The sequence below is a fragment of the Pseudomonas sp. yb_9 genome (assembly GCF_043103635.1).
Taxonomy (GTDB): domain Bacteria; phylum Pseudomonadota; class Gammaproteobacteria; order Pseudomonadales; family Pseudomonadaceae; genus Aquipseudomonas; species Aquipseudomonas monteilii.
On record NZ_JBICKA010000065.1, the window covers coordinates 1 to 26,768 of the forward strand.

38 protein-coding genes are annotated in these 26,768 nt (G+C 63.2%); 8 read left to right on the top strand and 30 right to left on the bottom strand.

All coding sequences use genetic code 11. The annotated features are described in order from the left end of the window. Window positions 1-441 precede the first annotated feature (441 nt). The 8 genes from parA (at window position 442) to ACF8MI_RS18070 (ending at window position 3,330) form a co-directional block, all read left to right on the top strand. Window positions 442-1,089 carry a ParA family partition ATPase gene (gene parA, locus ACF8MI_RS18035; protein WP_392517650.1) on the top strand — a complete coding sequence of 216 codons (648 nt, stop codon included), beginning with the start codon at window positions 442-444 and terminating at the stop codon, window positions 1,087-1,089. Then, window positions 1,086-1,403, top strand: a complete 318-nt coding sequence (locus tag ACF8MI_RS18040) for a hypothetical protein (protein ID WP_392517651.1) — start codon at window positions 1,086-1,088, stop codon at window positions 1,401-1,403. The genes parA and ACF8MI_RS18040 overlap by 4 nt, the downstream gene beginning before the upstream one ends. A gap of 213 nt (window positions 1,404-1,616) precedes the next feature. Beyond that, window positions 1,617-1,763 (top strand): hypothetical protein, encoded by a 147-nt coding sequence (locus tag ACF8MI_RS18045; RefSeq protein ID WP_392517652.1) that lies wholly within the window; start codon window positions 1,617-1,619, stop codon window positions 1,761-1,763. After that, on the top strand, window positions 1,760-2,092 hold the full coding sequence (locus ACF8MI_RS18050; RefSeq protein WP_392517653.1) for a hydrolase: 333 nt from the start codon (window positions 1,760-1,762) through the stop codon (window positions 2,090-2,092). The genes ACF8MI_RS18045 and ACF8MI_RS18050 overlap by 4 nt, the downstream gene beginning before the upstream one ends. A gap of 2 nt (window positions 2,093-2,094) precedes the next feature. Beyond that, the gene (locus ACF8MI_RS18055) at window positions 2,095-2,319 is read left to right on the top strand and encodes a hypothetical protein (RefSeq protein WP_392517655.1); all 225 of its coding nucleotides are present in this window, start codon (window positions 2,095-2,097) and stop codon (window positions 2,317-2,319) included. Continuing rightward, on the top strand, window positions 2,306-2,668 hold the full coding sequence (locus ACF8MI_RS18060) for a hypothetical protein (RefSeq protein ID WP_392517656.1): 363 nt from the start codon (window positions 2,306-2,308) through the stop codon (window positions 2,666-2,668). Before ACF8MI_RS18055 ends, ACF8MI_RS18060 begins: the two co-directional genes overlap by 14 nt. Continuing rightward, the gene (locus ACF8MI_RS18065; RefSeq protein WP_392517657.1) at window positions 2,665-2,895 is read left to right on the top strand and encodes a hypothetical protein; all 231 of its coding nucleotides are present in this window, start codon (window positions 2,665-2,667) and stop codon (window positions 2,893-2,895) included. Before ACF8MI_RS18060 ends, ACF8MI_RS18065 begins: the two co-directional genes overlap by 4 nt. A gap of 81 nt (window positions 2,896-2,976) precedes the next feature. Beyond that, window positions 2,977-3,330: a hypothetical protein gene (locus ACF8MI_RS18070; RefSeq protein WP_392517658.1), complete on the top strand. Its 354-nt coding sequence runs from the start codon at window positions 2,977-2,979 to the stop codon at window positions 3,328-3,330. Window positions 3,331-3,380: 50 nt separating this feature from the next. On the opposite strand, the gene ACF8MI_RS18075 is transcribed toward ACF8MI_RS18070, so the two are convergent. The 30 genes from ACF8MI_RS18075 to ACF8MI_RS18220 form a co-directional block, all read right to left on the bottom strand. Continuing rightward, complete coding sequence (locus ACF8MI_RS18075) at window positions 3,381-4,388, bottom strand: phage late control D family protein (protein WP_392517659.1); 1,008 nt, start codon at window positions 4,386-4,388, stop codon at window positions 3,381-3,383. Window positions 4,389-4,397: 9 nt separating this feature from the next. Beyond that, window positions 4,398-4,610, bottom strand: a complete 213-nt coding sequence (locus ACF8MI_RS18080) for a tail protein X (protein WP_181104150.1) — start codon at window positions 4,608-4,610, stop codon at window positions 4,398-4,400. Next, complete coding sequence (locus ACF8MI_RS18085) at window positions 4,603-4,986, bottom strand: phage tail protein (protein ID WP_289806059.1); 384 nt, start codon at window positions 4,984-4,986, stop codon at window positions 4,603-4,605. Before ACF8MI_RS18085 ends, ACF8MI_RS18080 begins: the two co-directional genes overlap by 8 nt. Before the next feature lie 2 nt (window positions 4,987-4,988). Beyond that, window positions 4,989-8,180, bottom strand: coding sequence for a phage tail tape measure protein (locus ACF8MI_RS18090; RefSeq protein WP_392517660.1), 3,192 nt, complete (start codon window positions 8,178-8,180; stop codon window positions 4,989-4,991). A gap of 2 nt (window positions 8,181-8,182) precedes the next feature. Then, entirely contained in the window at window positions 8,183-8,308 is a 126-nt protein-coding gene (locus ACF8MI_RS18095) for a hypothetical protein (RefSeq protein ID WP_392517661.1), read from the bottom strand. After that, a complete protein-coding gene (locus tag ACF8MI_RS18100) occupies window positions 8,305-8,883 on the bottom strand; it encodes a phage tail assembly protein (protein WP_392517663.1) in 579 nt (192 codons plus the stop codon). Before ACF8MI_RS18100 ends, ACF8MI_RS18095 begins: the two co-directional genes overlap by 4 nt. 65 nt (window positions 8,884-8,948) lie before the next feature. Then, window positions 8,949-9,458, bottom strand: coding sequence for a phage major tail tube protein (locus ACF8MI_RS18105; protein ID WP_181104154.1), 510 nt, complete (start codon window positions 9,456-9,458; stop codon window positions 8,949-8,951). Further along, the gene (locus ACF8MI_RS18110) at window positions 9,458-10,624 is read right to left on the bottom strand and encodes a phage tail protein (RefSeq protein ID WP_392517664.1); all 1,167 of its coding nucleotides are present in this window, start codon (window positions 10,622-10,624) and stop codon (window positions 9,458-9,460) included. Before ACF8MI_RS18110 ends, ACF8MI_RS18105 begins: the two co-directional genes overlap by 1 nt. Window positions 10,625-10,626: 2 nt before the next feature. After that, a complete protein-coding gene (locus tag ACF8MI_RS18115) occupies window positions 10,627-10,857 on the bottom strand; it encodes a hypothetical protein (RefSeq protein WP_392517665.1) in 231 nt (76 codons plus the stop codon). 91 nt (window positions 10,858-10,948) lie between these two features. Beyond that, on the bottom strand, window positions 10,949-11,410 hold the full coding sequence (locus ACF8MI_RS18120) for a hypothetical protein (protein WP_392517667.1): 462 nt from the start codon (window positions 11,408-11,410) through the stop codon (window positions 10,949-10,951). 11 nt (window positions 11,411-11,421) lie between these two features. Next, window positions 11,422-12,156, bottom strand: a complete 735-nt coding sequence (locus tag ACF8MI_RS18125) for a hypothetical protein (RefSeq protein ID WP_392517669.1) — start codon at window positions 12,154-12,156, stop codon at window positions 11,422-11,424. 7 nt (window positions 12,157-12,163) lie between these two features. Next, a complete protein-coding gene (locus ACF8MI_RS18130) occupies window positions 12,164-12,850 on the bottom strand; it encodes a phage tail protein (RefSeq protein WP_392517670.1) in 687 nt (228 codons plus the stop codon). Continuing rightward, the gene (locus ACF8MI_RS18135) at window positions 12,847-13,605 is read right to left on the bottom strand and encodes a phage tail protein I (protein WP_392517671.1); all 759 of its coding nucleotides are present in this window, start codon (window positions 13,603-13,605) and stop codon (window positions 12,847-12,849) included. Before ACF8MI_RS18135 ends, ACF8MI_RS18130 begins: the two co-directional genes overlap by 4 nt. Beyond that, window positions 13,602-14,594 (bottom strand): baseplate J/gp47 family protein, encoded by a 993-nt coding sequence (locus tag ACF8MI_RS18140; RefSeq protein WP_392517673.1) that lies wholly within the window; start codon window positions 14,592-14,594, stop codon window positions 13,602-13,604. The genes ACF8MI_RS18135 and ACF8MI_RS18140 overlap by 4 nt, the downstream gene beginning before the upstream one ends. After that, window positions 14,591-14,923 (bottom strand): phage baseplate protein, encoded by a 333-nt coding sequence (locus ACF8MI_RS18145; protein ID WP_392517674.1) that lies wholly within the window; start codon window positions 14,921-14,923, stop codon window positions 14,591-14,593. Before ACF8MI_RS18145 ends, ACF8MI_RS18140 begins: the two co-directional genes overlap by 4 nt. Next, window positions 14,920-15,555 carry a phage baseplate assembly protein V gene (locus ACF8MI_RS18150; RefSeq protein WP_392517675.1) on the bottom strand — a complete coding sequence of 212 codons (636 nt, stop codon included), beginning with the start codon at window positions 15,553-15,555 and terminating at the stop codon, window positions 14,920-14,922. The genes ACF8MI_RS18145 and ACF8MI_RS18150 overlap by 4 nt, the downstream gene beginning before the upstream one ends. Before the next feature lie 3 nt (window positions 15,556-15,558). Next, window positions 15,559-16,095, bottom strand: a complete 537-nt coding sequence (locus ACF8MI_RS18155; RefSeq protein ID WP_392517676.1) for a hypothetical protein — start codon at window positions 16,093-16,095, stop codon at window positions 15,559-15,561. Continuing rightward, window positions 16,076-16,600, bottom strand: a complete 525-nt coding sequence (locus ACF8MI_RS18160; RefSeq protein WP_392517678.1) for a hypothetical protein — start codon at window positions 16,598-16,600, stop codon at window positions 16,076-16,078. The genes ACF8MI_RS18155 and ACF8MI_RS18160 overlap by 20 nt, the downstream gene beginning before the upstream one ends. Then, the gene (locus ACF8MI_RS18165) at window positions 16,582-16,962 is read right to left on the bottom strand and encodes a hypothetical protein (RefSeq protein WP_392517680.1); all 381 of its coding nucleotides are present in this window, start codon (window positions 16,960-16,962) and stop codon (window positions 16,582-16,584) included. Before ACF8MI_RS18165 ends, ACF8MI_RS18160 begins: the two co-directional genes overlap by 19 nt. Continuing rightward, on the bottom strand, window positions 16,959-17,213 hold the full coding sequence (locus tag ACF8MI_RS18170) for a hypothetical protein (protein WP_392517681.1): 255 nt from the start codon (window positions 17,211-17,213) through the stop codon (window positions 16,959-16,961). The genes ACF8MI_RS18165 and ACF8MI_RS18170 overlap by 4 nt, the downstream gene beginning before the upstream one ends. A 74-nt stretch (window positions 17,214-17,287) precedes the next feature. Next, window positions 17,288-19,177 (bottom strand): phage major capsid protein, encoded by a 1,890-nt coding sequence (locus ACF8MI_RS18175; protein WP_392517683.1) that lies wholly within the window; start codon window positions 19,175-19,177, stop codon window positions 17,288-17,290. Next, the gene (locus ACF8MI_RS18180; protein ID WP_392517685.1) at window positions 19,143-20,648 is read right to left on the bottom strand and encodes a phage portal protein; all 1,506 of its coding nucleotides are present in this window, start codon (window positions 20,646-20,648) and stop codon (window positions 19,143-19,145) included. Before ACF8MI_RS18180 ends, ACF8MI_RS18175 begins: the two co-directional genes overlap by 35 nt. A 4-nt stretch (window positions 20,649-20,652) precedes the next feature. Further along, window positions 20,653-21,168, bottom strand: coding sequence for a hypothetical protein (locus ACF8MI_RS18185; RefSeq protein ID WP_392517687.1), 516 nt, complete (start codon window positions 21,166-21,168; stop codon window positions 20,653-20,655). A gap of 35 nt (window positions 21,169-21,203) precedes the next feature. Beyond that, a complete protein-coding gene (locus ACF8MI_RS18190) occupies window positions 21,204-23,216 on the bottom strand; it encodes a terminase gpA endonuclease subunit (protein ID WP_392517708.1) in 2,013 nt (670 codons plus the stop codon). A gap of 25 nt (window positions 23,217-23,241) precedes the next feature. Further along, window positions 23,242-23,814 (bottom strand): terminase small subunit, encoded by a 573-nt coding sequence (locus ACF8MI_RS18195; RefSeq protein ID WP_392517688.1) that lies wholly within the window; start codon window positions 23,812-23,814, stop codon window positions 23,242-23,244. Window positions 23,815-24,086: 272 nt separating this feature from the next. Continuing rightward, window positions 24,087-24,554 (bottom strand): Gp49 family protein, encoded by a 468-nt coding sequence (locus ACF8MI_RS18200; RefSeq protein ID WP_392517689.1) that lies wholly within the window; start codon window positions 24,552-24,554, stop codon window positions 24,087-24,089. Between the two features lie 150 nt (window positions 24,555-24,704). Further along, on the bottom strand, window positions 24,705-25,208 hold the full coding sequence (locus ACF8MI_RS18205; protein ID WP_392517690.1) for a hypothetical protein: 504 nt from the start codon (window positions 25,206-25,208) through the stop codon (window positions 24,705-24,707). Then, complete coding sequence (locus tag ACF8MI_RS18210) at window positions 25,205-25,756, bottom strand: lysozyme (protein ID WP_392517692.1); 552 nt, start codon at window positions 25,754-25,756, stop codon at window positions 25,205-25,207. The genes ACF8MI_RS18205 and ACF8MI_RS18210 overlap by 4 nt, the downstream gene beginning before the upstream one ends. Then, complete coding sequence (locus ACF8MI_RS18215; protein ID WP_392517693.1) at window positions 25,753-25,998, bottom strand: hypothetical protein; 246 nt, start codon at window positions 25,996-25,998, stop codon at window positions 25,753-25,755. The genes ACF8MI_RS18210 and ACF8MI_RS18215 overlap by 4 nt, the downstream gene beginning before the upstream one ends. A 427-nt stretch (window positions 25,999-26,425) precedes the next feature. Beyond that, window positions 26,426-26,731, bottom strand: coding sequence for a hypothetical protein (locus ACF8MI_RS18220; protein ID WP_392517694.1), 306 nt, complete (start codon window positions 26,729-26,731; stop codon window positions 26,426-26,428). Window positions 26,732-26,768 lie beyond the last annotated feature (37 nt).

Here is a 26,768-nt window from a genome sequence, read left to right on the forward strand (position 1 = left end):
CTTGCGCCCTACGTGACATATGCTTAGGGGTGTATGTTGGTATGGCTGTTAAGGTGTATGAGGATTGGGCTAGTGGGTGTATGAGCTGATACGACATACACCTTTGCGCATATGTCATTAAGGAATTGTTAAGGCAGCTAACTGGATTGGCCCCCATGACGGGTATAGCGATCAACGAATAGCAGGAAGCCAGCAGAGGGGCGCAGGAGCGCCATACGAGAAAGGATAGGGCCTAATGCAGGCTCGTCCTTACCTGCGCAAAGCCCAGCAAACACGGGGCCTCCAGCGAACTAGGTAAGGACAAAGCGCCAAGCGGGGGCGAAAAGCTGAAAATGCCTGGCGCTGCGCGCCGCTTTTGTTTGTACCTTTGTCCTTTGGGCCTATTGTACAAAGGTACATTTGTACGTATATTGACGACTCACCAACAGGAGGCACGCCGACATGGCTGCAAGAGTCTGGACAGTTCAGAACCAAAAGGGCGGCACCACTAAAACCACCACCGCGACGAACATAGCCGCGTGCCTGGCCACCGTGCACAAAAAAAACGTGCTCCTGGTCGACCTGGACGGCACGCAAGGCTCAGCTACGGACTGGGCAAGCGCCCGCTCTGACGATGCGCCGCCAGTGCCGTGCGTGATCATGCGCGAGAACATCAAGCGCGACCTACCGCGGATCTCTGCAGGCTACGACTACGTAATTATCGATGGCGTACCGCAGATCAGCACGCTGACCTCTGACACGGTAAAAATCGCCGACCTGGTAATCATCCCGGTACAGCCCAGCCAGTACGACATTTGGGCGACCCGCGACATGGTGCAACTGGTCAAAGATCGCCAAGAGGTTACCGACGGCCTGCCAAGGGCAGCTCTGATGGTTGCCCGCGCAATCCGAAACACGATCATCGAGCGCACCGCGACAGAGGCCCTGCACGGCTATGAGCTGCCCGTGCTCAGTGCAAAGACTTACCAAAGCGTCTCGTATCTAAACGGCATTGCAGAAGGTCGCAGCGTATTCGACCTGCCGGCCAGCGACGGCGCACGGGACGATATCGAGGCCGTAACCCTGGAACTGCTGGAGATGGATAAATGAGCAAGCCTGCCGCAAAAATCACCCTGGACCGCCCGAGCCGTCCGGCAAGCGAGCCAGATCAAGCGCACCTGGACAAGGCCCGGAAAGCCGTCGTGTCTGACAGCGTCGACGAGAAGCAACTCAAGGTGATCATTTCGACCAAGTATCACAAGGGCACCACCGACATTAAGAACATGTCGGTCGACAGCATTCCGGTCAAATACCTGGTAATCGAGGCGCTAGACGACCTGTTCAGGAAGTACAGCGAAGGGAATGGGCACTACAAGATCGAGGACCAGGAGGAGCTAGCGCGCCGCCTGCAATTGTTGCTGTAAAAAGCGCCTGGCAGCGGCGGCAACCGCTAACCAGGCAGGACCGATAGACCTAGAGGGGTTCACCATGTCCAAAGCGGACTATATCACAGTGCGCGGGCTCTCCCTGCGCGAAGCAGCCGAGCCGGCGAATCGCGCCCGGGTAGAGGCCTACCTCAAGCAAGAATGCTGCGCGCTCGTATGGCACGGCTTCCTACGCATGATCGGGGAGGCCGCATGAATCGCAATGACGACACGTCCGGCCTACAGATTCTGCTTTCCGGCGCCATAGCCTTGGGGCTCATGCTCTACGCGGTCGGGATCTTTGTTCACCGCCTGTATGTGCACCGCGACCGCCAACTCGAGCAGGAGAGCGACGAGTGAAAACAATCCTAATCCTCGCGGTGGCCATCGCCGCCAGCCAAGCCATTGCACGCGACTGCGACGTCGATCGCGACAATCGCACCGACGCCACCTGCGGCGGACCCGATCGCGACCTCGACAACGACGGACGCACCGACGCCACGTTCGGCGGACCCGACCGGGACCTCGACAACGACGGACGCACCGACGCCAAGTTCGCCGGGCCTGACCGCGACAGCGACAACGACGAGCGCACCGACGCCACGTTCGGCGGGCCAGATCGCGACCTCGACAACGACGGGCGCACCGACCGCCGATTCGGCGGACCCGACGACCGAAGGGGGCGCTGACCATGCCTATCACTATCAAGGTGCGTATGAGCTGCAGCGCCTACCAGGCGCGTGCCATGCGCCTTGGCGTGACCGCCAGCAGCGCAGAGAGCGCCAAGGCCGCAGCCATGGCCGTATGCCGCAAACTGGGCGCCGACCCCGAACTGCTCGAGCAGATCCTCAGCGACCCAATGACCACCATCTACACCCACCCGCACCAGGAGCCGACAGAATATGAAACTGTCTGAAAACCAGCAGCGCGTTTTAAATGAGCTGCGCCGCGTCGGGCGCCAAAATGCCTTCAAATGGCGCGAGCGAGAGGCGCACCTGCACAAACAAGACCTCGCACGGCTGATGCGAGGTGACCAGGCCAGCGCCTTCGGGATGGGCGGGCTTTCCTATCAAATCGGCGGCGCCCTCGGCATGAAGGCTGGCGCTGTGCTCAGCACCTTCAAGGCGCTTGAGCAGAAAGGCCTAGTAGTCCGAGAAACCGAGCATCCCGAATACCAGCGAGCGCTTTACTGGTGGCCAGTCGGCCTCGCAGCCGAGCTGCTTGAAGAGCTTTCACCCAAGGCATCCGAGGAGCAGCCCGCATGACAGACTTTATCTACGACGTGCACCATGTCGCCCGCGACCTTGACCGAAGCCTCGTAGTGCGGTGCCCTCACTGCCAGGACGTGCTAGGTATTGAGGGCGGCGAGCTCGACGAAGTCCAGGGCGAGCAGTACCAGTGCCACCGCTGCAACGGCTGGTTTGAAGTCTGCAGCGAGGCCCGCATGATCAAAGGAGCGCTACCAGCCAATAAAGGCGACCCCAACGCCTGATGTAGCCAGCCCCACAAGCCCGCCCATTCGGCGGGCTTTTTGTTACCCTGCGCGCCGTCAACCCACGGAGAAGCGCGCAGCATGAAAGCAAAGCACCTGATTTACGCCGTCGGCGCAGTCGCCCTGGTAGCGCTGGGCGTCAATGACCTGACCAACAAGGACGCGAACGCGCTCGAGCGATTGAGCGAGCGGGCAGGCCTGCAGGTCGACTGCGAAATCAAGAAAATCGACGGCGAGCGCTGGGGCGCCTGCCGATATAAGAACGGCGCGCCGGCCAGCGCCTGGCTCGACCGGGACGACGCATGGGTCGCGGGCAACGGCGGCGCGATCAAGGTCGTCGACCGACTCGCCTACGTCCAGGACCTGCAGAACCTTCCGACCGCCGAGCGCGACCTGGTCAAGCCACCCGTCATGCCTGCCGCCGTCTTCGAGTAACGCCCAGGAACGAAAAAAGCCCCCACCGCCGCGAGGCAGTGGGGGCTTTTTCATGCTGGTAGTGTTGCCTCGAGCACGCAGCGATAACCCTGCGCCCTGCTACCGCTCTCGGTGGCCTTGTCGACTGACCACTGCCCACGCATAAAGCTTGGCCAGGTGTCATCGAGCGTGACCAGGCCCTCAGCGGCGAGCGCTGGGTTACCGGGGCAGTCAATGCGTAGTTTCATCGCTTCGCGCTTGATCTTGCGCGCCTCGCCCTCGCCTGCAGCCTTCGCCTCGGCCTCATTCTGGTAGCGCTGGCGCACGCGCTTGAACGGCTCCGAACCCGTCTCGACGACGCACTCTTTGCCCGCAGCACCATCCCACCAGACGGTTTTACAACCCTTGAACTTGACGCGGCTCTCGCTATCAAGCGTGGCATTGATGAATGACCGCTCGCCGGGGCGGTTGTCATTCGTCACCGACAGCGTTACCGGTGCCAAGGCCTTGCCGCTCAGCGACTTGAGCTGACCGCGCCGCCCCATGACATACAGGTCGTTGACCGGCTTTGTCACTGCGTCGTACTTGCGGGCGATCCTGGTCAAAAACCCCATGTCCGTCTCGTTCGACTGGTCGACGTGGTCGACCGCGATCGCGTCCAGCTCGGGAGCGATGCGCGGCGAAAAACCATGCCGGCCCGCCAGCTCGCGAAAGATGGCGCCGAGGGTCGTCGGGCCATAGCTGGCCGAGCGACGCTCTTTGAACTTCGTCTCGTCTGCCACCTTGAAGGGCGCAGCCGTGGCGACGATCAGCAGCAGCGCCGGGAAAAGCTGCGGAGTGGTCCGCGTGACGACGAACTCGCCCGCGTCGACGAGGCCGGTTTCCTTATAGCCCCGCCGCAGCCCGATTTTTCCGTCGACGCTCGGCAGGCCTTCCAGCCCTTCGATATTGACGGTCAGCTTGAGCGTGTCCGACTCGACGCCCGCCGCGTCGACGTGCTCCCAGTCAACTAGCCGCGAGTTGATCAGCGCCGCATTGGCGCCTGTCACCTCGACCGCTGGCGTGTATCCAATGGCCATCTAACCCCCTCAGTCCCAAGCGCTGACAACTGCAGGCGTGGCGGCCTGCTCCTGGAGCTCGGGCAGGATCACCCGCAGCCCCGCTGGCAAGGTCGGACCGTAGTCGACCAGGTCCTCGTTCAACAGCCAGAACGCAGCCTCGGCGGCGTCGTCCGACCGACCCAGCTCGCGGTAGAGCAGGAGATTCACCGTATCGCCGGCAATGGTCCGAACCCTACGCATTGACGAACTCCTGCAGCTCGAGCGTCCACTCCAGGAGCGACGCCGTGCCGTCATCGAGCACCCGCTTTTGCGACTCGCTGACCTCCTGCACGGTCCAGCGCCCCCACACGCGACCCACGCCGTCGACCAGGACGTGCGGCGTTCTGGCATTGGCCAGGGCGCGCAACTGGTCGACCTTCTGCATGCCCGCTTCCCACTGGGCTTTTCCGGTCAGCCTCAGCGTCTCCAGCCCCTGCCCAGTGTTTTGCGACAGGGGCTTGCTGCTGATGATATCCATGGTCACCCAGCCGCCCGAGGTTTTCCGGTCGAGGGTGTCGTAGGGGAAACCGCTCGAGAGGCTGAACACAAAGTTACCGAGCGCCATTTGCTGCGCCATCGTCAATCGCTCCCGTCAGTCAAAGAGGCACCGCGACGAACAGCCAGGGGGTCGCCGCCCATGCCCGCCGCCATCATTTCTGCTTTCAGCTTGGCCAAAATCTGGTTAACCAAACGCTGGTCGTAGGCAGGGTCGCCCGTCGGCTGCATGGTGATTTGCGGCGCGAAGGTGATTTGCTTGTTCTCGGTGACAGCCTTGGCCACGTCCTTGGCCGTATCGGCTGGCGCCTTGAGCTTGTCGACCAGCGAGCCGAGCTGCTTGCCGATCCATTCGCCCGCGCCACTGCCCGCCAGCGCGCCAACAGCACCGCCGACAGCAGTACCAATGCCCGGCAAAATCGCCGTGCCGATCGCGGCGCCCGCCGAGGCCCCTGCCCAACCCCCAGCCATGCCGCCGACGGCGCCGCCAACTTGGCCAGCGTCACCTTTGGCCAGGCCGTCTGCCGCCGTGGCAGCGCCAGAGAGCAGCATCAGGGGCGTGGCCACCTTCGCGGCGACCTTCGCCATAGGCCCAAGCACGCTCCCGCCTACGGCAGCAGCCTTGGCCAGCGCACCAGGTGCAGCCTCAGCCACTGCCGCAGCCGCTGGCGCAGCCCGCGACACACCAGCCAGCGCGCCCGCTGGCGCCGTCGGCAGGAACGGCGCAGGCAATGCCGCCACCGGACGCAGCGCGGACAGCGCTCGAGGCGCTGCTGCCGGCGCACCAGGTGCGCCAGAAACTCCAGGAGCAGCGCTGCCGGTTGGAACCAGGGAAAGCAGCGGCGCTGCACGAGCCGCTGCGGTCGTAGCACCAGGCGCAACAGGCGCAGCACTGGCAGGCGGCACCAGAGACAGCACCGGTGCCGCTCGAGGCGCCGTGAGCGGCGCACCTGGTGCAGCAGGCGCACCTTTAGGCACGAGGGTAAGGACCGGCGCGGCCTTCGCAGCCGCTGGCGCCGCTGCTGCAGCGATTGGAGCGGCAGCAGGGGCCTGGCCTACCGGGACCGTCGAAAGCGCTGCTGGCGAAGCGAGAGCGCCACTGGCGACGCCCGCCAGCCCTGCCGCAGCCATTACCGGCGCAATGATTTTACCGCCCAGCGCAGAAAGGCGCCCGAACCGGCTCGCCTTTGCCGCCGTGGTCGCGGCCTTGCCCTTGCCACCTGCGGCACCTCCAGCGCCGCCGCCACCTGCAGGACCAGGCGCACCAGGTGCAGTACCGAGCCGCCCAAGCGCTGCATTTAGCCGCGTCACCGCCTGGTCAGCAGCGACCGCCGTCCTGCCGGTGCTGGCATCGAGCTTGGCGCGTGCCAGGCTGGCGCGGTTGAACCCCTGCCCCACCAGCAGACCGACGAACTTTAGGCCGAGCGCGCCGACCTTGAGCGCCGCCAGTCCGCCAGCCGCGACCGCAAGCGCACCGGTCACCCCGGGGAACGTCTCAGCCGCCCATGAAACCATGTCGACCAGCCCCCCAAGCGGGACCAGGACGGCATTCAGCGCGGGCAGCATAGCGTCGCCGACGACGGTCGAGAGCCGTGTCAGGCGAGCAGTGAACGAGTTCCAGCCGGTGCGGGCGGTATTCGCGACGCCTGCCGCCTCCTGCATCATCGAGCCTTGTTCGCCGATAACAGACGTCGCGTACTTGCTTTTGTCTGCAACCATGGCGAAGGCCTTGCGCACCTCGCCGAGGTTCTCCAGGAGCGGTTGAATCGCGCCGATCGACTCGGAGCCAAACAGGTTGGTCGCGACCGCCGCCTGCTCCTCCCGGGGCTGCTCTTTGATCGCCTCGAGCACGCGCATAATCGTGTCAGGCGCGTTCTGCTGCATGTCCGCTGCGAGCTGCTCAGGGTCAAAGCCGAGCTCTTTCCATTGCTCCTTTTCACCCTTCGTCGCCGACTTACCCGCGACCAGGGCGCTGGTGAAGTTCTTAAAGCCAGTACCGGCGATTTCCTTCTCGGTGCCCGGGTTCAGCAGCGCAGCCGACAGGGCGGCGCTCTGCTCGGGCGTAAGGCCCGAGGCCTTGCCGACAGCGCCGTAACGCTTCACGACCGCCGCAATGTCCGCAGCCTTGGCGTTGAAGTTGTTGCCGAGGTAGTTCGTCGAGTCGGCCAAGTCGAGCGTTTGCGCCCGGTCCAGACCCATGGACGCACGCCAGCCGGCCATTGTTTCGCCCGCCGTCTGTGCGTCGATATCGAACGCCGAGCCCATGATCGCCGCGTCGCGGGTGAAGTCCATTACCGCCGCCGTCTTGGCCTTGACGTCGATGTTTCCGTTCTTGTCCTTGAGCTCGTTACCGATACCCGACTGGCCCGCCGCATATTCGATCTTGGCCAGGTCAATTGCCGTCATACCCGAGGAGGCGATCAGGCGATCGCTGGCCAGCTTCAAGTTCGCCGAGGCCATAGCCTCTCTGCCGCCGTCCTCGAAGCTGATCACCTTGCCGACGTCGGCCATGGCCGTTTCCATGTCCATGGCCTGCGAGATTGGGCGGCTGGCCACGTAGGCAAGCGCCGCCGTCTCGACCATCTGCCCGCGCAGGTCTGCACGGCGGTCGCGGTTGGACTGGATATTTTCTTGCGCCGACTTGACCGCAGCCAGCTTGGCACGCTGCGCCGCCAGAGCGGAGTTAGCCGCCTCCGTCGCCGCCTCGAGGCGCTTCTGCTCGCCCGCGAGCTTGCCGGTGTCTACACCTGCAGCCGCCAGATCAGCTTTCAGGCCCTTGAGCTGGTTGCTCTCTGCCCGGTGCGCCGCCTGCAGCGTTTTGACGCTGGCGGTCGCCTTGTCCTGCGCCGTATCGAGTTTCGCCGCCGCACTGGTGGCCGCGCCGAGCTCCCGGGAGAGCCTGGCCTCCTCGATCCCGGCTGCGCGCACCTGCGCAGCAGTGGCCTCGGTAGAGGCGCCCAAGGTTTTCAACGAGTCGACGGCGAGCTTGTGCTGCGCGGTCAGTTGCTCGACCTTCACCGCCGCTGCGGCCTGCTCCCGGCTGACCTTGGCCTGCTCGACTCGAGCCGCCGCGAGTGCCGCAGTGGTGCCCTCGATCTTTTGCGTCAGAGCCACGTACCCGTTGAGAGAGCGCGTGGTCTGGTTCAGTTGCTTGAGCTCGGCCTGCTGGAGCTTCAAGCCCTCCTGGAGCGCGTCCGACTTCTTTGCGAAGTCGCCGAACGTGCTCGAGTAGGCGTCAACCGCAGCCAGCTTCAAAGAGTATTTAGATTCGGCCATACCTACTCCCGTTTCACACCCAGCCGGGCGATGGCCAGCTCGTAGCGCCGCAGGCCTTTCTCAGCGTCCCATTCCAGGATTTCCGCCTCGTTCACGTTGTAAACAAGGGGCACCACGTCGAGGATCACGTCGACGTCATTCTCGGAAAGAAGTCCGCCGGTTTGTTCAAAAAAGAGTTCAGGCGCCCCTGTAGCTGGGTCCAGTCAGGAACGCTCAGGCGCTGCACTTCTGGCACGGCCAGCCCGGTGCAGTGCGCGCTGCAGAAGTCGGCGCGCTCGTCGTCAGTCTTGAGCTTGCGCATGGCCTTGGTGACCTTCATCGGCGGCACTTCGAGGTCGAGGCGCTCGATAGTGCGACCAATGCCCTTTACCGGCACCAGGAGCTCGACGCTGTCCGGGTTCTCCGGCGTGCGGCCTTGGAAGTAGGAGGCCGGGAGACTCACGTACTCATGAATCAGCCGGGAGAGCGACACGTAGTCGGGACGCTTGATTTCTTCCAGGTCCTCGACCGACAGGCCAGACGCCAGGCGCAGCAGCGCCTCGAAATGGTCGTCCTCGTGCTCGCCCGCCTTGGCGATCGCCTCGCGGTGCTCGGACACGCTGAAAGCACGTAGGGAGACGGCCTCAAGGCGCTCTCCGTTGGCGATGGTGACAGGGAACCGCAGTGGATGGTCGGGCAGCTTCCAGGACTGTTTGTCTTCCATTTTTCCTTTCCTTCAAGCAACAAAAAACCGCCCGAAGGCGGTCGTTTGAGGGGGCGGTCAGCCGGTTAGCCGGCCATCAGGGCGAGGCGACGGGCGCCTTTGAGCTGGTCGACGCCGTTGATAACGCAGACCTGCGTGCGGGTGTCGATATCGGTCACCAGCACGCCGTTCTCGAGGCGCTTGTAGCTGCGCAGGGCCAGCTCCAGGATGGTGACTGGCTTGTCCTTCATCTTGAGGGTTTTCTCCTCAAGCACTTTCAGCTTGCCAGCACACACGTAGTAGGTGAACCACTCGTTGCCGTCCTGGTCCTCGCCAGCCTCCTGCACGGAGAGCATGACGTTATCGCCACCGGACACGCCGAGCGCCGTCATGATCGGCAGGCCGATACCCTGCAGGGTCAGCTTAGCGCTCAGCGCCTTGAGGCCGGTCGCCATTTCCTCGGCGATCCAGCGACCGCCGCGCATTTCTTCCATTTCGTGATCGATCTTTGGCGGCTCGAACTCTTCAATGGTCGCCATCAGCGGCATGCCCTGCAGAGTCGCGGTGATCAGTTGCCGCACGCGGTTGGTAAACATTAGAGAACGTCCTCCAGGAACTCTTCGACGATGGCGTCGGATGCGTTGAGCTGGTAAACCATGTGCTCGTTCGGCGCGTAACGCCCGTAGTCGATGCACAGATACCAGGTGCCGTTTTTGTATTTCTCGACGCTGTTCAGCTCGGGGTGCAGGTAGACCTTGCCGCCCGGGATAGTCCCGTCAGCGACCAGCGTCTGCAGCCACGAGTTAACGCGCTCGACTTCCTGATCCATGAACGACTTGGTCAGGTTCTTGGCCATTGCCTTTTGAGCAGAGCCGACCAGCTTGCGGGCGATGGCGTCCTCGAGCCCCACGTAGCTGATGAATTTGCCGGTGATGGAGCGGTTACCGATCAGCGAGAAACCGCCCAGGTCGGTGCGGGCGTAGTAGCTGATGCCGTAGCTGTTCAGCAGGTCGCCCTCGGTGCTTTTGTCGAGGATGTTGTACTCGACCGTTCGAGCGACGTCGGCGGCATAAGTGACCTGGTTGCCCGGGCTCTCCCACTGCTTGACCGAGGCGAGCGCGGCAATGGCCAGGCTCGACGGCGGCAAAAACACGTTGGCCTGCGCCGCCTTCGAGTAGACGGCGGGCATTTGGTGCACCAGGTAGCAGCGGTCGTAGCCGAGGTCGGCGCCGCCGATAGTGCCGCTGTTCGTCACCTGAGCGGCGACAGTGACGTCCTTGCCGTCCAGGACCGGGCGAGCCCGCAGACGCTTACCGATCGAAGCCAGCTCGCTGTGAACCGACTGCTCGTGCGAGAAGCCCGGGGCGCCGATGATGGTCGGCACTTCCTGGCACACGGTAATAGCCGCCAAGCCCTTGCGCTGGCCAGAGGTCACGTCGACGCCGCCGATCACGTTGGCCAGGGTGGCCGCAGGGGTGGCACCGGCCTCGACCACGACGACATAGATCGGCACCTTTACGACCTTGAGGATTTGCTTCACGACCTGGTACAAGGTGCCCGATTCGGCGCCGGTCGGGTCGAGCAGCTCGGCCTCGAGCATGCCGCTGATGCGAAACGGGGAGTTTTTCGGCACGGTCAGCGCGGCCTTTGGCGCGGTGCCCACAATACAGATCACGTTGTCGCCGATGCCGCCCATTGCCTCGGGGGATTCGGCGGCGTTGAGCGAGACGCCGTTATGCTCGAAATTCGTTACCTTCGCCATGCTTACTCAGCCTTCGCAGTGGATTTTTTCGGGGTAGGCGCAACCTCGGCAGCGGCTGCAGCAGCTGCGGCCTCGGCCTGCACTTCGCTGGTCAGCTTCAAGCGACCAGCAGTCACCAGGGCCTGCGCCTGGACTTCCAGGAGCTCGAGCTCCTGGCCTTCGCTCGACCAGTGGCCGCCGCCAATTGGGAACGGCACCAGGACGGTGTATTTCTCGCGGGGAGCGGTAGACATGGTTCCTCCAGGAACAAAAAAGCCGCGCTGTGCGCGGCCTGCAGAAACGAAAACGCCCCATGACGGGGCGCTCGGGGGGATTGCCGCGGGATCAGCCGTTTACGACGCCCGCTACGCTTGCACGAATTGCCGCGATTGCCGTGTCGGTCAGGCGCTCCGCATCGGCATGGGTCCCAGCTCCGAGCACCGCCTGCTTGCCGGTCAAACGAGCAGAACGGATCTTGCACATTGCGCCCCGCCAGACGTCTGCCTCGGCGAGAATGCTTTCGGCGGCGAACTGGGGAGTGACCCCCTCGGCATCGACAGTGGCCTGCACAGTGGCCGGCACAACACCCTCGAAGCCAGCCGCCTGGAACGCCCGCGCTTCCTCCTCGGCCATCTGGTATTCAACGACCCGCAATGCGTCGCCAACTACTCCCGCCCGGGCCTGGTCGGCAGTCGAGTCAATTTGCTGAATTGCCACCTGCAGGGCTGCAGCCAATGGCAAATCCTCGAAGCTGAAACCGTTGTAGGTCGTAGCCCCGTAGGTGATCGAAAGGTTTTGCTTTTGCATAAAAGACGTCCTTACAGGGTGGCCAGGTTGGTGACAATGTTGCTCATGGTGTTAGAGGCTGTACCGCTGGCCACGCCGGTCACATAGCGCCCACCAAATCCAGACGGCATGCTGGTAGAAGTGACTTGCAGAACCGCGCCGTTTGCCGTACCTGGCATCAAGTAGCCGATGAAATCGGCAGGAGCCTGCACCTCGCAGGCGTCAAGCTTGAGGCCCAGCATTGCGACAACGCTCGAGCTGTAGATCTTGATGAGGCAGTTCGCAGAGCCACCAGGCGTCGGGACCACGCCTGCAGGGCTCGGAAGTACCAGGGTGATTTCACGCAGCCCCAAAGAGCCCCAGCTAGGCAGGCCGATACCGCTCAAATACGAGTTGGTGCCGTCGGTGATGTATTTGAGCGTCAGCTTCCGCTTGACCCCCGAAACGTCAGTCGTGATGTTGACCACGCGCTGCGTGGATACCACTGCAGTGCTGTGCTCATAGTCAGTCTGCAGGCGAATCAAGCACATTCCGCCCGCAGGGGTGTTCGCGACGGCCTTATCAATACTTTTCAGCGGTGTATTCACACCGCCAGCCGCATTGTCATCGCCGGTCTGCTGGTTCACATACCAGACGCGCTCCAGGAGCGGAATAGCCGCCACCGCCGCCGAAACCGAGGCGTCGATCCCGGCCTTTTTGCCGTTGAAATAGTCGATCAACGAGGTAACTTTGCTGCTCAGTGCTGCAATTTCAGATTCGAGACTCATATCGCTCTTATGCTCCGTAGATGTGTTTGTGCAGCTGGGTTTGCGTGCTGATCACTGCCTCAGCAGAGCTAATACCCATACTCAGCAAGCCGTCATGGTCCACCGCTTGCTGCTTCTCAGCAGCCGCGACCCTTCCAAACAGCAGTTCGATTTGCCCGGTAGCGATACGCTGCAGCCTGGCGAGATCAGCAAGCTGATCCTGCTGCTGCAGGCTGCGCAGCTGCTCACTAACCAGCGCGGCAGCCATCGCAGCCATAGGCTCGGCCAGCGTCAGATTTAGGCCTGCACCGGTTGAATTGATCGTCACGCTGTCTGCAGGCAGCGCCGACAACGACAGGTCGTAAGCGAGGAGTAGCTGCGCGTTCGGTGACTTGTAAGCAAGCGATACCGCAGGATCAGACCAAACCGCGAGCAGGGTGCCGTCTGCGAGATAGAACCCGACCTCGCGCACCCAATACTCGAGGTTGTCATCAGCGATCGCCGTCAGATGGAGCAGCGTGCTAGAAAGCCGCTGGCCGTCCGAAATGGGGTACAAACCCTTGCGAGTCCTAAGCGCCGTTTGCGTCTTCGCGGGTGTGTAAGCGGTAGTGCCAAGCCCAATATGCGTAATTTGGGCGGCGACGCCGGTGTTATCCGCCCGCCAGATGGCCGCAAGGCCCGCAGTCGTGATAACCGGCTGTAGCGGCGTGGTCATTGCACGGCCTCCATAAACACCCGCACGACACTGCGCGCCGTCGCGGCGTTGGCAGCGGCTAGCGGGCTTTCAGCTTCAAAGGGAACTCCGACAGCTTCTGCGGAGTGGTGATGGACGACCTGAACCTCGCTCGCATTTGCGAGCACCAGGTCGTTTGCCGCGTCGTCAGGCTGCACTGCCGCCGCAGTCAGAAACCGGCGATCAAGTGCACGGAATTGAGCAGCGTTGGCCGCTACCCAGCCCCCTGAGAACAGCGCGCCCACCTGGAGCGAGTAACCGCTGCGCTCGCTCTTGGCTGCGTCAATTGCAGTGATCAAACGGGGGTAAAGCGAGTCAGAAATAATCGTTCCCGAGCCGCCCCGGTTCTGGTTCACCCAGGCCACGATTTTGAAGGTGTACGGGGCGCCCTTTGGCTTCTGCTTGTACCAGGGCGAAATATCCGCCTCCAGTAGCAGCCCCTTGAGCGCCGACTTAATCGCTGCCGTCGTGCCGGCCAGGCGCTTCGTCGGCCACGACATGGCCACCATTGAGCGCTTTTCGGCCTCGGGCGCGTCTGAATCCCATTCGGCGACGCCGCGATCAGCCGCCAGATATGACAGGAAGTCGACCGGCGACTCGGCAGGGTTCATCAGCTCAGGGAACGGCGGCACTACGCGGTCAAGAAACCGCGCAAACCCGAGGTCGAGCGCCACCTCGAGCGCCGAGCTATTGCCCGGCAGCAGGCTGTAACTACGCTCCTCGCTATATCCGCTCATAGCGTGCGCACCTGGACGTCGATGCCGGTGCAGTACGGCGCCTGGCTATCGGTCGTGATCACCGGCGCCAAAGGCTCCAGGACCTCGATACGAACAGCACCGGCGCCGTGCAGCTTGGCGTCAATCCAGCTCGTCTCTACCCGTCCGCCCAGGACGTGACAGTCATCGGCGTACGCCTGCAGGGCCTTTGTCGCGGTCGACTTGACGACCGAGGTGTCAGGGCCGTTGATGTAGGCGATCGCCCGGATTTTGTACTCTTTGATGGTCGCGCCCTGGACGGTGACGCTGTCAGTCTCAGGCACCACGTCCTCGCGGGCGAAGTGCTTGCGCACAGCAGTCAGCAGCGCCGCATCAGGCGAACCGTTGCCAGCCCGGGCCAGCACTGTGACTGCCACCTCGCCGGGCGCGGTGCGGCGCCCGTTGCCGTCCTTGACCTTGACCGCGTTGCCGTCTGGCGAAAACTTGTAGGTCACGACCACGACCCCCGGCGACGGCGTCGCGAGGGATACAGTGGCGCGCTCGCCCAGCGTGCGAACCTCTCGCTGGTAGTGCAGCCGCGAACCGCCTGCAGGCGCGTGCGGCGCCAGGTAGTAGCGAATCCTGGCTGACTCGTCGTCCTCGTAAACCGGGTCGACCGGGGGGAATGCGCTCGGGTCCCCCGGCGAAATGACCTGGCGCTCGAGGCCCATGTCGGCGAGCCTGGCGTCGAGGTTTTTGCCAGTCGCCCACCAGGCGAGCATTTGCTTGATTTTCGAGTTCCATTTGCGCTCCTGCGCCTGCAGGCGCAGCGTGAACGCCTGGAGCACCATCGTCAGGAGCTCGCTCTCGTTCTCTAGGCTCGCAGCCAGTCGAGCCGAGTCAGCCGGTGACCTGGTGCTTACGTACTCGACCAGAAACGCCTTGAACTCGGCGAACAGCGTCTCGAAGTCTTCGACTAGGACGATTTCAGGGTCGGCCAGCTGATTCTGGTCAGGCAGAAGCATGCTCACAGCAGCACCTCAAAGGTCATTTTTCGATTCGTCCAGGTGCCTTCGAATCGAAGCAACAGCCCCGATTGCGACCGGCTGGCGATGGCCACGGACGGCACAAACTCGCCGATACCGTTGGCGGGGTTGTAGAAGGTGGCCACCGCCTCGGACTGCGCCAGAATCAACAGCTCGTCGGTCATGTTTCTGGCCAGCAGGCCGGGCAGTTTCGAGCCATAAAGGGGGCGTTTCTGCCTGGTGCCGAGGGGCGTCGATAGCGCCCGCGTAGCCCGCTGGATGAACTGGGGCCAATCGTCGACGGTGGCCCCGGTGCTTCTGTCTATGCCGATCATGCTCCCCCCACTGGCGGGCCAGATTGAGCGCCGTCTTTCGGCATGGTGTTGTCGTGCAGATGGTTCTTGCCGATGTTCACGCTGTCATGCGTGACCAGGCCCTTGACGTGATCGAAGCCAGTGGCGCCGAGCTTGAAGCCCACGGCGCCGAGCATGACCACCAGGCCGTTGCGGTCTGCCTTGACCGATAGCGGGCCGTTCTTCCAGGAGAAGACGCTCGCAGCGTGGTCGTAGCTCGATTCGGTGCCGTCCGGGTAAACCTGGCGCCGCAGCTTCGCCTCACTGGATGGCGCCGGATAAGCGTCCGAGGTCAGGCCGCACAGCGCGACCGTATGGGCGCCGCCGTCGCCGCCGCCGTAGTTGATCAGCAGGCATTGCTCGCCGACCGACGGCACGCGGGTTTCGCTGACCTCGCCCGCGCTGGGGTTCATCCATTTGATTGGCGGCGTCGTCAGGTCGCCGTGGCCGACCCTGCAGGTGCCTGCACCTGCGTCGACCTCGCTCACAATGCCGATTCGGTTGTGATTCTCCGATCGGCGTCGCAAGTCCTCGAGCTCAGTTTCGAGCTCGGCAAGGCGCTCGATCAGCGGCGCCATTAACTGATTGACGACCCGCCGCACGAGCTCGTACATGCGCTAACCCTCCAGTGGCCGGTATTGCGCCGGGTCGTCCATGTCGTCTACTCGCCAGCTCTCGGCTACCAGGGGCATGCCCGCGACCGCAGGGTCTTCGGGAAGCTTGTGCGGGCCAGGCGCGATCGCCTGCCGGAACGTACAGCCCCAGGCGTCGTACCCGTCGCGGCCTTGGTGGAAAATCGACGGGCCGCTATGAATATCGCAGGGGTACTGGCACTGGCTCCCGTGGAAGCCCCAGCGGTTATCGTCCGCCAAACGCTCCAGGGCAGCCGAGAGGTTCGTCGCCTCGAGCGCCGAGAACTTGCGCCACCTGGCGACAACCGCGTGCAGAGTGACGGTGTATTCATGGACATAGCGCCCGTCGTTCTTTTTCGTCGCGGGCGCAGTGCGCTCGAGCTCGATCAGGACCGTGGCGTCGCGCACCGTCCCGTCGAATTCGTCGTAGTTGGCCACGTCGACGCCCAGGCCTGCCGCGTGTATCGCGTCGCCAATGGCGAAAAACAGGTCCGAGGGGTTGTTAAGCGGTCGAAAAGACATGCCGCGCCTCGCGCTCGAACTGATCAATGAAATACACCTGTGCGCGCTTCTCCCACCGCTCCAGGGCGTTGATCGCGGGCGATTCCCAGTCTTCCATTACCCGTTCAACAGGCAGGCGCTCGCGGCCCTTGCGTCGAAAAACGAGCTTGTGCTGGGTTTTCATGGGGGAGATGAAGGCGCTGTCGTATTGCCGGTGCCCGACCGATACGCCGGTCGGCGTCTGCTTTGGATTGCCCAGGTAATGAACACTGATCGGGCGCAGACCTACCCACAATTTGACCTCGTTAGAGGTTGACTTGCTGTACACGTTGTAGCGGTGGCGAATCGGGCTTTGCGTGATCCGCAGCTCTTTGGAAATCTCCCGCGAGCTATGCGTGCGCAGCCATTGCGCAGTTCTGCGCAGTGCTCGAGCAGCGGCCAGGTCGAGCTTTTTTGTCGCCTGGCCGATGATCGAATCGACTTCTGTCCAGCCGCTGGCGTCGAGCTTTAGTTCGAAGCCTGCCATTTGCCGCGCTCTCCTGCAGGCGCTGCCCGGTCACCGTAGGGAACCAGCGTTAGCACCGTGCGCAACCGCCCGAAAGGCTGGGCGTTGGCGATCGAGAACTCGGCGCCGTCGACCAGGACCTTTGCCGTGCGCCAGTTGGCCGGCAGTTGGCGGGTAGCGATGTGAAAGTGCTCCTGCGCAGCTCGGCCCCGCACGTTTGCAGCACCAGGATCGATGCCGCCGCGATAGAGGCCAGCCTCCGGGGCGGGCTTGCCGAACATTCCCGCGAGGTCGCGGGGCTGCTGGCCAGGCTCGACCAGGACGACTACGGCGCCGAACTCGTCAGGATCGAAAAACGTCTCGAAGTCGTCGTCGCCGATCACTTCGCAGTGTTCTTCTTAGCGGCCTTTTCCGCCTCTGCAGCAGCCTCGGCAGCGGCCTCAAGCTCCTCGGCGCGGAACTGCTCGAGCTCCTCGTCGGTCGCGTCGCGGGCCATTTTCGAGCCTACCCAGTCGTTACGCAGAGCGCGGTCGACTGGTACTGCGGTGCCTTTGTCGACCAGCTCGTCGCTGATCCACAAGTCGTCCAGGAGCACGACCACAAAGCTGGTCGGGATGTTGGAAGCGGTATTCATTGGGGATACCTCGGGGAAATGGGGCTTAAAAACGGGGGCTTTCGCCCCCTACCTGCCCGCTATTTCAGGTTTGGTTACGATGCAGCGCGCTTGGCGATGCAGAACGAGCTCTTATTGCGGTTGGTGACGTCGACGTCCTGGAACGCACGCAGCACCAGGCCACCGCTCGCAGCCAGCTTGGCCGGGTCGACCTGCAGGTCGAGCACACCCCACAAGCCGCAGACCATTTGCGAGAAGTCGCCGAAAATCCAGGTATCCGCTGGCACCTGGTTGGTCGCCTCGGCGCGGTGGCCGTTGACCTTGTCGTTTTCCCAGATGCAGCCGCCGACGTTCGCAAACTTCAAGGTCTGCTGCGCATAGCCGCGCTCGACGATGCCGGTCAGATACGCCAGTGCGCCGCGATCGGCGTTGTAGGTGCCGATTTTGGTCAGCATGTCGACCAGCTTGCCGAACGTGATCCCGCCAACCGGATAGGTCAGACCAGGAACGCCTACGTCCTTGAGCAGGCCCAACGGAGCGGCGCCACCCGGGCCGGCGATCATCGCGTAGTCAATCGCGACGCCGATGCCGTCGAGCAGGTCCTTGATGATCAGCGCCTCGATCGAACGCGAGGCCTGCTTGCGCAGCTTACGGGTGACCGGGATCGCGCCCGCGATGGTCTTCGGCGACATGTTCAGCGTGGTGAAATCGAACGAGCTGTCCTGCGCGTCCTCGCCTTCACCCAGCCACACGAACGAGGAGCCGCTCGTTTTCTTCGGCAGGTCGACGTCGCCGTCGAGGCCGGTCAGGAACTGCATACCGAGCTGCGCCATTACCGTCTTGTTGCGCAGCACGTCGCCGAACTGGTCGAGCAGCAGCTCAGTGGTCACCAGCTCGCCGCCCTTGCCTGGCTCGCCCTTGGACAGGCCGCGCATCAGGATATCGTGCGGCACGTAGAAGCCGCGCGCGTCCTTTTTCATGGTCTGAGCGGCGGCGATGTTGATTTCGCGCTCGAGGCCAGCCTTGCTCCAGTCGTTGGTGGCCGCAGCGTTGAGCGCACGCATCAGCGAGTAGCGCTTTTGATCCTTCTCAGGAACGCCCAGGCCGCGAGCGCTGACGTCGTTTTTCAGGAAGCCCGGCAGGTCGCGGTCGCCTTGCTTCGGCTCTGCCGGGGCGCCCGCTGGCTTCTGCTGGGGCGCTTGGCGCTCCAGGAGCACGCCACGGAATTGCTCGAGGGTCTGGCCACCGGAAATAGCCTGGTTGGCCAGGTCGCGCTGACCGAAGCGCTCGCCCAGGGCGATGATGTCGGCGACACGGACGCGCTCAACGCTGACCGGATCGTTCGGGTTGGCGACAGGCGCTTCGATAGTGCGCTGACCGTCGTTTTGGGCTTGATTAGGGTCCATCTGGATACCTCGAATAGTGATGGTGTTGGTCATTTCGATGGAGCGCCCCACCCCGACGGTCGGGTCTGCAGGCACTGAAACGAGGGAAACCTCGTAGACTTCCCAGGCGGTGACACGGTAGTGATCCACCCCGTCGACGGTGCGCTCGAGCACCATGTCGTGAATGAGGTAGCCGCATGAGATGTTGCGGCGGACGCCGTCGACGACGTCCTGCCAGATCGGCTCGACTGCCGGGTCCCGAGAAAACTTGATCCGCGCCCTGATCTTGCGATCAGCGTCGAGCCAGGCATCGAGAACGACGCCGATTTGCAGAGAGCCGCGGTGCTCCTGGAGCAGCGGCGCACCCGCCCGCAAGCGGGTCAGGTCGGACGACTCGGGCGAGTGGTCCAGGACCTCGAAACCGAACCAGCGGCGCACCGGATATTCGCTGGAGACGGCGACCTCGACGGTGCGCTCCTCCAGGTTGATGGTCGACAGGTCGACCGCGAGGGCTCGCTCGAGCGGCTTACCCTCAATCGTGCGCAGCACTTTCAGCGGCGCAGGACTACTCGTCGTCCTCGTCGTCGGGCTTGGGAGCATTGGCTTTGTCCGTATTGGTAGGGGGAATGGCCATCAGGCCTAGCGACTTGAGCAGCGCCTCCTCGGCTGCGATTTCCGCGAAAATCGCCTCGGGGTCGTCGCCATTGGCGCGGATGTACTCGGAACGCGATTTCGTGCGGTTTGCGATGCTCTCGCTTGCCGCCTTCGCGTCCTTGAGCGGGTCGACCCAGTCCCAGCCTCGCGGCTGCCAGGCCAGCTCGCTGCAGCGCTCGATATCCCGGGGGGAAATGTCCAGGGCGCCGGTCAGCAGCGAACAGTCAAACCAGGCCGCGCCGACACGCTCGAGCAGATCGCTGGTGGCCAGCTCCTGCGCGCACTTGTAGAAATCTCGCTCGTCCAGCTCGCCAGAGCGCAGCGAGGAGAAATTCACCCCCTCCAGATCGTTGGCGAGTCGGTTGTAACTGGGTCCGAGGCCACCGGCAGAGCTGCGCTGGCCGTCCTTCACGAAAGCCGCGTAGTCAGCACCAGGTGACGCCGTCTGATGGGGCTTGTAGCTCAGGCCGTAGGGCAGCACGCGAGCCGTGCCCGCCTCGACCGTCTCCGAGACCGCTTCGTCGGTTCCCTCCTCGGGAGGGTCCAGCCATTCGGGGTTTTGCTCGTAGAAACCGGTGATCTTGGCCGACTGCTCAGCCTTGATCCTGGTCGCCGTGCGAAACTCCTCCAGGTGATGAATGTCGAGCGCCGCCGCGTGGGTCCAGGTGAAGCCCCGCGCCTGGTGCGGGCGCCAGGTGTCGAATGAATGCACCAGTTCGCTTGCAGGAATGCGCTCGTATTTCTCCTCGGGGCGCTGGTAGACGTCGCCGGGATGGTTGCGCGTGAGCCAGTAAGCGACCGGTCGCTCGTACTGGTCGAGCTCGACGCCCATGCGAATCTGGTTGCCGTTGGTCAACAGCTCGTTGAGGTTCAGGTCGAGCCGGTCGGCCTCCAGAATCTGCACAGCGAAGCCCCAGCGGTTCGGCCAGTTGCGATGCAACCGCACCAGGACCTCGCCGTCGCGGGCAAGCGTCTCGATCCAGAGCCACAGGAAAGTGACATAGGAGTAACGTCCGGTGACGTCAAAGCTCCCCTTTTTGCTGTACTTCTCCCATTCTTTCTCGATCAGGCGGCGCCTGATCCGGTCAGGAGTGCCGTCGCGCAGGACCGCTTTCGACTGCAGGCGGATACCGTAGGGGCCAATGACGTTCTGCCGCAGCAGGCGATAGAAGCGCTTGAGCAGCGACGTATTGATCGACTGCTCGCGTGCGCGCTGCCGCAGCGTCTCGTGGCTTCCGTAAATCGTCTGGTTGGCGTCTGCAGCGGACTGCCGAGCCGACCAGGCCTCTACCAGTCGACCGCCGCCAGCCATCTTGAAGCCGCTGCGACGCCCGACCTTTGGCTCGCGGCGAGCGTCAAGGGCTGGCGTGCGCTTACCGCCCCGGGCCAGCCAGGAAAAGGCGCGTGCTAGGTTCATTGGCTTATCTCAGGGCGAATTTGACGCTGCGTCCGTAGGGCGAGCGGCTGGCGTTGAGCCGCTGAATCTCCCGCAGGTACTTGGTGCGAAGGGCGTCCAGGCGCTCGATCGGAATACGGTCGAGGCGTAGCCCGTCGATTTCGTAGCTCTGCTGGTCCTTGGGGATGCGCTTCTCGAGCGCAGCCTCGATCAACTCGAGCATTCGGCGCGCATGGCTGCGGACGTCGAATGGCTGTGCCGTTTCCAGGTTGGGAGCGACCTCGAGCAGGCCACTGGCGACCGTCAAGCGCTGATCGCCACGGGAAGCCAGAGCCACCCAGCGATAAAGCCCCGGGGACCAGGCCGCCGTTTCATCGGCACTCAGCTCGACCAGGAACGGAGCTCCCGGCTTGGCGTTAACCGTGTGGACTGCCGGACCGCTGAATACGTAGCGCAATTCCCAGCCAGCCGATGCCGGTCGACCGGGCACGTCACGCGACCAGGTGGCAGAGTCACCCGCGTGGAGTTTTGTCGGTTCCATTGATTCACTCGGCGCCGCCAGGAGGCGCCGAGGCGCTACCTGGACGGTTTCTTGATGATTTTGAAGCGGGATCGAGCCTTGGCCGGGGGAGCGTCAGCGCGGCGCGCTGCAGCAGGCCGGGAGGCCGTGCGGGGTTCTGGCTTTGGCCGACGCGGCGGCGACTCAGGGGCAGCGACAGGCTCGTCGCCGTCGTTGTCCTGGTCGTCGTCCTGGTCCTCGACCTCGGGCTCGTCGTACTCGCGGTCGACCTGCTCGTCGAGCTCCTCGCCGGGCTGCAGGCCGGCCTTGATGGCTGGCCCCAGTTCGTCCTTGGTCAAGGCGCCGAGCTTGCGACGCTGGAGCTTGTCGCGCAGCGCCATGATGTATTGCATGGCCTCGCAGTCGAGCGCATGGTTTTCGCCAACCTCTAGGAACTTGCCCAGGTCTTCGCGCCACTCCTCGCCGACGATTTCCTTGCAATAGCTTTCGGTTACCTGCTGGTGCAACAGCCACCAGCCGGTGCGCGAGGCCTCGCGATTCAATCGACCGTGAACCCAGCGTTTCGCGAATGGCGAGTCGAAGGCCCAGCGGGCATCGCCGCGCTTGCGGGTTTTACCCTTTTTGTCGACCTCGACCATTTCCTTTCGGAATGGTTTGTCGAGCGTCTCCCGGCCACGCAGCGCGATAACCCGGTGCTTGTTGCCGTCGTTGATGAAGCGATAGACCTGGTCGTCGCGATAACCAATGTCGATGCCCGTCATGTTGATGGGGTGACCGTCGTACTCGGTTTCGATCAGGTCCGCGAGCTGGTCCCATACGCCGTCCTGCTCGGTGTCGCCCCAGAGCTCGCCCTCCTCCAGGAGCATCGAGCCCATGCCCGCATACCAGGCCCGCACGACGTACTCGAGTCGGCGTTTCTGGACGTCGACGGTGCAGTAGATTTTCAGCGGCTTGAGCAGCAGCTCGCCCGCCTTGTATCCGTAGCACTGCGCCTTGACCTGCTCCCAGGTCGGCACGTCACCGCCCTGCGCGTAGCACTCGCCGAAACCGGTGTTGTAGACCGCCAGCAGGTCGGCAGGGTCGCCGGACTGGATAGCGGCCAACAGGTCGCGAGCGAGAGCGCCGTAGCTCTTTTTCGAGGAGAACGAGCACAGGCCGGACGCTGCATAGGTGTAGTGCGTAGACCCTGCGGTTTCCGCTTCGCCCGTGACCTCGCCGTCGCGGCTGATCGACTGGCCAGGCGCCACGGCCCGGCCACGCTCGTTCATCCAGGAGCGGTACTTACTCTGAATCTGGCACCCGTTGTTAGGGCAGGTCAGCCGGGCGTGGCGGTAGGCCTCGTCGGGCGTGCATTCGTTCTCGCCACCCTTACCAGGCCACCACAGCAGGCCTGACCAGGGAATGAAGTATTCGCCACACTCGGGGCACGGGACCGCCCATTCATGGCGGGTTCCCGATTGCCAGAGCTTCCAGATGGTCGAGCCCAGCGCCTTGACTGAGGTCACGTCCCAATGCCACAGGCCGGTGACCTCGTGCTTGCGCTTCACTACCCGCCCGTGGGTAGGTGTGGCGGTGTAGAGAATTTTCGACCCGTCGTAGGCGTCGCCCCGGCGCTCTACGACGATCATCGTCGAGCCTTCGCCGGTGTTGACGATACGGTCGACCTCGTCGACCAGGATCAACCCGACGGAGTCAGCCGACAGCCCGGACGGCGAGCCAGCCCACACAAACCGCAGCTTTGTCCCGGCGATCCACTTAACGAAAACCGTGCTTTTCCGCTTGTCGAGCTTCTTTAGGAGCGACTCACATTCGGCGATCATGTCGTCGAATTTCGGGATTACAGCGTCTTTCAGCAGCGGCGCGGTCGGCGCCACGTACATGATCGGCACCGGGTCTTCGTCGAGACGCTGCCCGATGATGTTCTCGAAGGTGACCGACTTGCCCATTTGGGTCGCGGTGATGATCGATATCTTGTCGTAGCACGGCTGATTCGCCGCCCAGGCCACAGGCTTCATGTACGGGTTAACGTCAGGGTTAAATTTCCCTGGCCGGGGCGAGCTCGGCGGCATTACCCGGCTGTCTCGCGCCCATTCGTCACTCGCTCTCGGCGGCGGCGCCTTCACCAGTTTCGAGGCGGACAGAATCGATTCGATCAACGTCCGCAGAGAGCTCGCGTGATCGACGTTCGAGGCGGTCGGCTGTAGCTGCCCTGACCGCCCGCGTTTCTTCAAATAGTCGAGCTCGGATAAGGGCAGGGTCATCGATAATCGCCAAGTCGGCGGCGCATCGACTCGGCAGCGAGTCGAGCTGGGTCGCATAGACCGCCGCGATTGAGGTCATCAGGTCGACAAACGTCTCGTTCGGAATGAGCCGCCCGCGCACCTGGTCGATTTCAAGCTGCAGCTTTTCCCGCCGCGCCCGCTTGAGGAGCCGATCCTCGGTTGAGGTCGAATTCAGCCCCTCCTCGTCGTCGCCTTCGTCGCCGATTTCTCGGCGAACCTCGCGCAGGATCAGCCACTCAATCGCTGCTTGGCTGTCAATCTGCACAGCCACGCCACGACCGCCGCCGCCTTGAGTCGGTAGCCCCTCCTCGATCAGCTTGGAAACCCAGCGCTCTGACTTGCCCAGCAAGTCGGCCAGGTCTTTTTTGCTGATGGTTTTGCCCATGGGAGAAAGGACCAGGTTCGCAGTGGCAAAAGGACAAAGGTACAAAGGTCCTTTGTTACCTTTGTCCTTTTGGCACTTTGTGAATTAGGTTGATGCCCCGCCGCGCCTGGCCTAGCGGTCAGGCTGGCGATGCAGGCCGGGGGGCCTCAAGTTCGGAAGTAAGGACTGGACTTTGGCGATCCGACACGAGCGAATGCCGCGCCGTTACCGCCCGTGAAGGGGGAGGGTCCGGGGGAGGACCCAAAAGCCGCCATGCACCGTTATGGTGCGCATCAGCGGGCCGCGGCTACCGGGGCAGCGGCGGCGGACTCGGTCGCGGCGACGGCACAGCTGCACGCCGCGAGGTCTGCAACGAACCCCGCGTCGAGCTGCTCGCCTTCGCCCGCATAGGTGGCCACCGTCGAAATCAGGCCAGCCTTTGCAGCCTCGGCGAGGTTGCGGCTCAGGCGGTAACCCTCGAGCTTCCAGAGCTCCTCGCGGGCCATTGCCTCGGCGCGAGACTTGGCGCGATTTCGCCCGATCACTTCGTCGAAGTTCGCCGCGCTGACTGTTCCAGACTGGCCAAGGCCAAGCACGAAACCGAGCGGGTCGATTGCGGCTGCGATCGTGGTCGTGGTGCCAGGAATGACGTAGGTGTGATAGCTCAGCTGGGCGACCAGGTCGTCGACCTGGTTCACGGTGACGCGGGGCGCTGTCAGCCCCAGCGAGGTGATTTGCTTCTCGAGTTGATGGTCTTGCATGCGTGTCCGTCCGATATGAAAAGGTAGGCCACACCCATGTATGGAGGCCGGCCCTTTCGATTTACAAGGGGAAAACGAAAATAAAGCTCGCTGCGACGTGCCAGAAGCCCAATCGTTACCCCTTGGGTTATAACGACTGGTCACCCCCGGCTACATTCCCGCCTGCTTTTTTTCGTACTCGCGAACGAGCTCCTGCAGGCCGATCAGCCGCTCGGCTGTTTCGTTGCAGGTGGCGTAGTTGCCTGCGGTTGTTTCGGCGACGGCAGAGAGTGCAATGCCGCTGGGGGCCTCATCAGCAGTTCTGGCGGGTTCAGGGGCAGGCAAACCTGCTGCGGTTGCGTCGTGCACCCGAGCAAACCCAACAGGCACAACGCAGGCAGCATCAGCTTTCGCAGACACATAGACAGGAATCTCCTTAACGATGGTTTCGCCGCGCTCGCGGATCACCTGGACGCGGTCGACGTACTCGGTGACGATCCGGTCGCGGACGACGCCGAGCTCCTGGCCTTGCTCGAAGGCCTTGGCCAGTTGCTCGTTCTGCACCTGGACAGCCTTCGATTTCTCGCTGATACCCCGGACGTGGTAGCCCGCGCAGAAGACGAGTACCAGGAGGAGAACGCAGAGGCCTGGCACCCCAATTCGTGCGGCAGTCATGCAACCCCCTCGAGACACAAATCGCGCTGCAGCATGCGGCGCTTGACGATGCCGTAGCAGTTGTTCGCCAGATCGCGGCAGTCTTTACCGGCGACGTACATCCACAGCATGAAAGCCTGTGCAGCGCCCCGGAAGTCACCGGCCAGCACCAGGCGGGCCATGGAAGACTTGGCGACCGCTGTCCGACCGGCATTGAACGCCATGTCAGCCAGCGCGACCTTGCACAGCAGTGTCGCCTTGGGAAACGTCTGCAGCACCCAACTGACCACGGCCTGCAGGTCGTCGCGCAGGTACGCAGCACACTGCGGCCTTGTGGCCACGTCGCCACGGCGCACGCCGCTGGTGTGGCCGGTGCAGATGGTCCAGACGCCGCCCGTGTCGGGGTAGGCCTTGAGGCGCGTCCCCTCGAGCTCGGGCGTCATCACCATAAGGGCGCCGATGATTGCTGCGCGCTCGACCTCGACCGGCAAGCCCGTCTGGTTGACCGTGAAACCGGCAGCGGTGAGGGCGAGCGTCGCGGCGGCGATCGTTCGTTGCAGAAGGTTCATTGCCCGACCTCCTGCTTGACCTGGTTGCGCTTGCGAAAGCGGCGCCAGGCGAACCTGGCCAGCGGGAACACCCAGCGACGGCCTACGCCATCGAGCACCAGGAACGCCGCATATGCCGCCATCAGGCGAATCGTCCATTCCTGGTACGTCAGGCCGTAAATCAGCAGGCCACCGCCCACGGGCGCAACCTTCGCGGCCTCAGCCTTCGCCAGGCTGACCAGCGAGAGATTTCCGTCATCCATGGGCGGCACCTATCAATAAAAAGCCCCGCACAGTGGCGTGGCGCTGGAGAGCAGGCCGAGGCCTGCAGGGAGGGAATAGAGGGCGCCGGTGCGGCGCCTGGAGGACTTACTAGCTGCCCCCTGGTGCGAATTTCAGGCACAAAAAAGCCCGCTCGGTGGCGGGCTTTTGTCGCATGTATCGCAGAGTGGATAAAGTACCCTTTTCCGCGTTACTTTTGCAAGGGCCTATGCGACTTTTTCACCTTTGACCGTTTGTCCTTTTTCCTTTTTGTACCTTTGTACTCAAGGGTAAAGGTCGCAGACAGATTGGTCGGGAACGTCGGCGGCACCTCGCGCTCGTCCAGGAGCGGGCAAGAGAGGTCGACCATATCAACCTGACCGAACTCCACGCCTCCTATGTAGAGGGTCGCACGATTACATTTGACCATCATGGCAAAGGTACAAAGGTACATTTGGCCGTATGGGAAAAGTCGTACCCCTCCACGGCTCGATACAGCTGCTGGCGCAAGCGGTTTACGAGCATGGGGGTAGACTGCTCCGGCAGCTCAACCTCCAGCATGATGCGCAGCGGGCCGGGCGGGATAGCCTGCTCGATCACTGTCACCTCAACCACCTCGGCGTCACCCACCCGCACAATATTTGCGTGCCCCGACGGCTCCCTCGACATGTACCCTTCGGGGCACGGGCGAATGTATTCGACCAACTGGCCTACCTTGTCGGCGTACCAGAGCATGCCGTCTCGACAGCCCACAATCCTCAACATTTTCATG